General features: G+C 74.7%; 6 protein-coding genes. 3 read left to right on the forward strand and 3 right to left on the reverse strand.

All coding sequences use genetic code 11. The features are described 5' to 3' along the window. Positions 1–41 precede the first annotated feature (41 nt). The 3 genes from DZF91_RS04670 to DZF91_RS04680 all read left to right on the forward strand — a co-directional run bounded on the left by DZF91_RS04670 (position 42) and on the right by DZF91_RS04680 (position 2,622). On the forward strand, positions 42–671 hold the full coding sequence (locus DZF91_RS04670; RefSeq protein ID WP_199486413.1) for a TetR/AcrR family transcriptional regulator: 630 nt from the start codon (positions 42–44) through the stop codon (positions 669–671). A gap of 247 nt (positions 672–918) precedes the next feature. Then, a complete protein-coding gene (locus DZF91_RS42885; protein ID WP_117356257.1) occupies positions 919–1,116 on the forward strand; it encodes a hypothetical protein in 198 nt (65 codons plus the stop codon). Between the two features lie 174 nt (positions 1,117–1,290). Beyond that, a complete protein-coding gene (locus DZF91_RS04680) occupies positions 1,291–2,622 on the forward strand; it encodes a serine hydrolase (protein WP_117356258.1) in 1,332 nt (443 codons plus the stop codon). A 62-nt stretch (positions 2,623–2,684) separates the two neighbouring features. Here DZF91_RS04680 and DZF91_RS04685 read toward each other — a convergent pair whose 3' ends face one another. The 3 genes from DZF91_RS04685 to DZF91_RS04695 all read right to left on the reverse strand — a co-directional run bounded on the left by DZF91_RS04685 (position 2,685) and on the right by DZF91_RS04695 (position 5,729). Next, positions 2,685–3,797 (reverse strand): NAD(P)H-dependent flavin oxidoreductase, encoded by a 1,113-nt coding sequence (locus DZF91_RS04685; RefSeq protein ID WP_117356259.1) that lies wholly within the window; start codon positions 3,795–3,797, stop codon positions 2,685–2,687. Positions 3,798–3,897: 100 nt separating this feature from the next. Continuing rightward, a complete protein-coding gene (locus DZF91_RS04690) occupies positions 3,898–4,443 on the reverse strand; it encodes a GNAT family N-acetyltransferase (protein ID WP_117356260.1) in 546 nt (181 codons plus the stop codon). Beyond that, a complete protein-coding gene (locus DZF91_RS04695; RefSeq protein ID WP_117356261.1) occupies positions 4,437–5,729 on the reverse strand; it encodes a cytochrome P450 in 1,293 nt (430 codons plus the stop codon). Before DZF91_RS04695 ends, DZF91_RS04690 begins: the two co-directional genes overlap by 7 nt. Between the last annotated feature and the right edge of the window lie 566 nt (positions 5,730–6,295).

The following is a 6,295-nucleotide window of genomic DNA, read 5'->3' on the forward strand; positions in this document are numbered from 1 at the left end:
TACACTGCACCGGCCAGTGCAGTCAGGCGGAGGAGGCCGGCGTGACGTCCACCGGACGACCCGAGAAGCGGCGCGCGATCCTGGACGGGGCGCGCCGGGTGTTCGGGCGCGACGGCTACACGCGGGCCGGGATGGACGCGATCGCCGCGGAGGCCAAGGTCTCCAAGCGCACGATCTACAACCACTTCGCCGACAAGGAGCAGCTCTTCCAGGCCGTGGCGCTCGAGGGCGGTCAGCAGGTCACCGACGCGATCCGGCGGCTGATGGACGTCCACCTCCTGAAGATCCTCGACCTGGAGGAGGACCTGCTCGCCTTCAGCCGCGACCGCGCGGCGGCCATCGGCGAGTTCCCCGACCACTTCGCGCTGGTCCGGGCTCTGGAGGCCGAGGTCACGCGGATTCCGCGGCCGGTGCTCGACCGGTGGATCGCGGCCGGCCCGCAGACCGCGCACCAGCGGCTCGCCCCCTATCTGGCGAGGATCGCCGAACGCGGGCTCCTCGTCCTGGACGATCCGGAGACGGCGGCCCTCCACTTCGACCAGCTCACCGTCTCGGCCGTGCTCCGGCGGACGTTCTACGGCGCGGTGCCGATCCCCGCCGGGGAGACCGACGCGATCCTGCGGGAGGGAGTCCGCGCCTTCCTGCGCGCCTACCGCCCCGCATCGCCCTGATTCGTATTATTTTCGTGCTGTTCGTCGGCACGAAAAAGCGGGGGATGTCATGACCGGTGGCTGCGAGTTCTGTGGACGGCCGCTCACACCGAACGCCGGACGTGGACGTAAGCGCCGGTTCTGTGGCGCGACGTGCCGGAGTGCCGCGCGGCGGGCGCGGAGCGCGGGACGCGAGGAGGTGGCGACGCAGGTACGGGACGTAAACGAACGCTTGACATCGATTCCCGGCGGTGGAAGCTTGGGCCAGGTGCCCGACCGGCCGGAAGCGCCGGGCGGCGCGCTGTCCGCCGTGGCCGCCGCCGCCGAGGCCGTCCGCCGGGCGGACGACCACCTGCGCGCAGCGGTCGAGACGGCCCGCTCCTCCGGCACCACCTGGCAGGAGATCGGCGACGTCCTCGGCATCACCCGGCAGGCGGCGTTCCAGCGGTTCGGGCGTCCTGACTGATCCGAGAACGGGGACTCCGATGTCGACCAACGCGCTGCCCCAGGCGGCCGACCCCGCCACACGCCCGCCCGCGAGGGCCGGGCGCCTCCCGCACCACCCGGGCGCCGACCCGTCCACGCGCCCGTCCACCCGCCCGTCCACCCGCCCGTCCGGTTCCGCGACGGCGGTGCGGCGATGAGGGGCGTGCGGACGGGCGCGGTCCTCGCGGCCGTGCTGTGCGGGGCCACCGCCTGCGCGGGCGGGAACGTGAAGGCCCCCGAGAGCACCGGGGACGCCCAGGCGGCGGGCAGGCAGCTCGAATGGCTCGCCGCCGCGTCGCGGCACCTGCCGATCAGCGAGGCCGACGCCAAGGCGCACATCAGCTCGGCCGCGCTGTCCTCCTTCGGCGGGGCCGCCGGGCTGTCGAAGTCGCTGGCGCGGATCGCGCCGCTCACCCCCCAGCTCCCGGCCAAGTCCGCGCTGCGCGGCGCGGCCGGCTGGTTCAACGGCGCGCACGGGGTCTCGGTGTTCGGCGGCAGCGCGATCGACGGGTCCGGGATGATCTCGGGGCTCTACTTCACCCGGCAGCCCGCCTCGTGGGGCGAGCTGGACGCGGGGCTCCGCAAGATCGCGCCGGACGTCTCGTTCGTCACCGCCGAGATCGACCGCAAGGGCCGCTGCCGGGTCGTGCACGGGGTGCACGCCGACACGCCGCGCCCGATCGCGTCGGCGTCGCGCCTGTACATCCTCGGCGCGCTGTCCGACGCGGTCGCCCGCGACGAGCTCTCGTGGGAGACCCCGCTGGCCGTCAACGACGCGTGGCGGAGCCTGCCCGGCTCGGGGACGCTCCAGAGCAAGCGCGCGGGGTCGATGATGACGCTCGCGCAGTACGCGGACGCCATGATGTCGGCGGGCGACGGCACGGCCTCCGACCACCTGCTGCACCGGCTCGGGCGCGAGGCCGTCGAGAACGAGCTGACCGCCCTCGGCAACCGGCACGCCCAGGCCGACCGGCCGTTCCTGAGCGCGCGGCAGGAGCTCGCCCTCAAGGGCGCGGCGGACTACCCGGCGAGCGCGCGGCGCTACCTCGCCCTTCCGGCGGGCAAGCGGGCCGAGGCGCTGACCGGGCTGGACGCCGTGAAGCTGTCGGCCGTGAAGCCGTGGGAGCAGCCCCGCGACGTCGACCGCATCGGCTGGTTCGCCTCGCCGATGGACGTCTGCGCCGCGTTCAAGGGACTCGCTGACCGCGCGGCCAAGCCCGGGCAGTCGAACGTCGGGCACGCGCTGAGCATCGCCGACGGCGGCATCCAGCTCGACCCGAAGAAGTACCCGACGGTCTGGTACAAGGGCGGCGGCGAGCCGGGCGTCCTCACGTCCAACTACATGGTGCGGACGGCCGGCGGACGGACGCTCGTCACCAGCGTCCTGCTGTCCGACCCGAAGCGGCCCTTCTCCCCCAACACCGAACTGGGCCTGCTCGCGTTCTCGCGCGCGGGCGTCCAGCTCGCGGGAGAGTCGGAGCAGTAAGGGGCACGAACCACGACGCGAACGGCGCGCCCCCGGATGGGCTCCGGGGACGCGCCGTTCCGCTATTCGGCCTCGGTGAGCGCGGTCAGGCGCTCGACGGCCTCCACGTACTCCTCGATGAGGTCGTAGACCACCTGCGCGGCGGGTCTGACCTGGTTCATGCTGCCGACGATCTGCCCGACCGGGAAGGTGACCAGCTCGCCGTCGCCGGACCGCGCGATCCGCGGCAGGGCGTCCGCGACCAGCATGAACTGCATCGGCATCGGCAGCGTCCCGGGGGACGACGACCCCTCCCAGGCGTCCGTCCACGCGGTCCTGAGGAACCGGGCGGGCTTGCCCGTCCAGGCCCGCGACCGGACGGTGTCCCGGGACGTCGCGTCCAGCAGCTTGGGCAGGGCGCGCTCGGGGGTGTCGGCCTCGTCCACGGTCAGCCAGATGGACCCGGTCCAGACGCCCTCCGCGCCGAGCGCGAGCCCGGCGGCGACCTGGCGGCCCCGGCCGATGCCGCCCGCGGCGAGGACGATCGTGTCGTCCCCGACCGCGTCCACGACCTCGGGGATCAGCACCATCGTGGACACCTCGCCGGTGTGGCCGCCCGCCTCGGTGCCCTGCGCGACGATGATGTCCACCCCGGCGGCGACCTGCTTGCGGGCGTGCCGGGCGGTGGACGCGAGCCCCGCGACCTTCACGCCATGCTCGTGGGCGAGCTCGACCACGTCCGCCGGGGGCGGGCCGAGGGCGCTGGCGAGCAGCGCGATGTCGTGCCGGAGCGCGACCTCGACCTGCGGGCGGGCGGTCTGGTCCGTCCAGCCGAGCAGCGCGCGGTCGGCCCGCTCGGACGGCGGCTCGACGCCGTGCTCGGCGAGCAGCCCCTCCAGGAAGTCGCGGTGCCCCTGCGGGATCATCGCCTGGAGCCGGCCGAGGAGCTCCTCGGCGTCGCCCGCGTCCGCGCCCTCGTACCGGGCGGGCATCACGACGTCCACGCCGTACGGCCTGCCGCCGGTGTGCTCGTCGATCCATTTCAGCTCGACCTCGAGCTCCTCGGGGGTGAAGTACAGGGCGCCGAGGACGCCCATGCCGCCGGCGCGGCTGACCGCCGCGACCACGTCGCGGCAGTGGCTGAACGCGAAGATCGGGTACTCGATGCCGAAGAGCTCGGTGACTCGTGTCCGCACGCGTCGAACATAACCCCGACGGGACGAAACTGCAACGGGTTCTAGTTATCGACTTTGGCTTGAGGTGCGCGGTTTGCTGCTCATCGACGTAGAACCTGTACTACAGGATTCCCCCGGGCCAGGGCGCGGGCGCCCTCCAGGCGTAGTGGCGCATCGGCGGCCCCCCGGGACGGAACGGCGCGGACCTCACGAACGTGAACCCGCGCGCCACCAGGAAGCTCTCGAAGTAGTGCCGGGCCGGGTCGTCGACCGCCCAGCACGCCTCGATGGCCATGAGGTCCGGATCGCGCTGGGCGTGCGCGACGACCGCCTCGAACGCCTCCCGGAGGTAGCGCTCCCGCCAGCAGCGCCGGACGAACCCCGAGCACAGCTCGGGCACCCCGGCCGCGTTCGGCATCAGCCCGCAGAAGCCGACGACCGCGCCGTCCGCCCCGGTCTCCACGGTGTACGCGGTGTACCCGTGGTCGCCCAGGGCGGCGACGACCCGCCGGTGCCAGGCGCGGATGCCCTCGTCCGTCCAGGCCACGGCCGCGCCCACGTGCCGGACGGCCACCGGGTCCTCGTAGAACTCGCGCAACGGGTCCAGGTCGTCGTCCCGCGGGGCGCGCAGGACGAGCCGCTCGGTGACGATCGGCAGCCTCAGCATCCGGCGCCCACCCCCATGTCGCGCGGACGGCACTGCACCCGCAGCCCGGTCGGACGGAACGTGCCCCACGTCGTCGGCGTGAGCGGATGCCGCCGGATCACGTACCGGTGGGCCATGCACGCGGCGACCAGCACCAGCTCGGTCGTGGCCAGCGACGCCCCGGGACACGTGCGCGGCCCCGCCCCGTACGGCAGGTAGGCGCCCTTCTCCGGCCCGGCGGCGGGATCGAGCCAGCGGTCCGGGTCGAACACCGCGGCCTCGGGGAAGTAGCGCGGGTCGCGGTGCAGCAGGTACGGCGAGACCATCACGCGCTCGCCGGGGTGCAGCTCGTAGCCGCCGACCTGGACGGGCGCGACGACCGTCCGGGGCAGCAGCCAGTTCGGCGGGTACAGCCGCAGCGTCTCGCGGACGAACGCGTCGGTCAGCATCAGCCGGGACAGCGCCGCGCCGTCCACGGCGTCCGGTCGGGCGAGGACCGGCGCGGCCTCGACGGCGATCCGCTCGGCCCACCGGGGGTGCTCGGCGAGCGCCGCCACCACCCACCCGGCCGCGGGGCCGACCATCTCCCGCGCCGCGACCATCGCCGTGACCAGCCGGAACGGCAGGTAGACCGCCGGGTTCACGCCGCTGCGGGCGCAGGCGCGCATCAGCTCGCCGAGCACGTCGCCGCCCGTCCCGAACGCGGCGACCTCGACCCGCCGGTCGACCACCCGCGCGATCCGCGCGGCCATCCGCTGCTGGCAGTGCCGGACCCGCAGCCGGGCCGGGGCCGGGACCCATCCGGGCAGGTGCACGTACCGGGGGCCGATCGTGCCGCGCAGCCGCACCAGCTCCCGCTCGGCGTGCAGCAGCTCGTCGGCGTCGGGCCCGAAGTGGTAGCGGGCGGCCATCTCGGCGACCGCGTCGGCGAGCCGGGGCAGCGCCTCGGTCTCGCCGCCCACGGGCCAGGAGTCGGCCAGCTCGGCGGCCCCGACGGCCAGCACGCCCGCGTTGCGGCCGACCCGGCCGTGCCGCAGCGTCCGGATGCGCATCGCCTCGACGGCCTCGTCCTCCCGGCGGGCCCGCCGGGGCAGCGTGAACGTCCCGCGCGGCGCGCCGAACTCCTGCCCGGTCCGGCGCAGCACCTGCCGGGTGCCGTCGAGCCCGGCGACCATGTGGACGTGGGGCGCGACCTGCCAGACGTCCCCGAACCGGGCGGTGCCCGCCATCAGGAACCCGGGTCGGTCCGTCTCGTACGCGCCCACCCCGGGGATCACCCCGTCGCGCGGGACCGGCGGCCGTTTCATTCGCACCCTCCTGCGTGTCGTCGTGCCCGGACCGGAGACCGGACCGGGGACCGGATGGCGCCCGGACGGCGCCCGGGCCGGACGCCGGACGGAGCCCGCCGCCGGCGGCCGGACGGAGCACCGGCGGCTGCCGCGGGCACCCGGTCAGGGCGGACCTCCCACCGCCGCGCGGCCGGAGATCCCGCCGCGCGGCGGGAACTCCGGCGCCCCTACCAGGGGTAGACCAGGTACGCGCCCATGCGCGCCGCCCGCCGGTCGGTGAGGAATCGCCTCACGGCACCCATCCCGAGCACCTCCCTCCGTGGTCGATGGGTCTCCCAAACCGGTCGATCTCGGAGGACCACACCGGTTGGGCACTCAGAGTAGTTAATTGATCACTGTTTGTGACATGCCGGAGGAGTGAGGGACCCCTCCCCCGGAAACCCCCAAGGTCAGACGCGCGCGGCGCTGGCGTGACCGCCCGGTCAACCGGCCCCCTGCCTGCACGAACACCGTCGGCGGGCCGGTGCGGACCGGCGCGGGCCGAGGCCGGACGGACCGGCGCGGCGGGCGGCCCGCGGTCGCCG

The sequence above is a fragment of the Actinomadura logoneensis genome (assembly GCF_003428695.1).
Classification (GTDB): domain Bacteria; phylum Actinomycetota; class Actinomycetes; order Streptosporangiales; family Streptosporangiaceae; genus Spirillospora; species Spirillospora logoneensis.

Coding starts and splice junctions, on each gene's coding strand:
- DZF91_RS04690 (WP_117356260.1), bottom strand. CDS start 4,443: ATGCTGAGGCTGCCGATCGTCACCGAGCGGCTCGTCCTGCGCGCCCCG.
- DZF91_RS04680 (WP_117356258.1), top strand. CDS start 1,291: ATGAGGGGCGTGCGGACGGGCGCGGTCCTCGCGGCCGTGCTGTGCGGG.
- DZF91_RS04695 (WP_117356261.1), bottom strand. CDS start 5,729: ATGAAACGGCCGCCGGTCCCGCGCGACGGGGTGATCCCCGGGGTGGGC.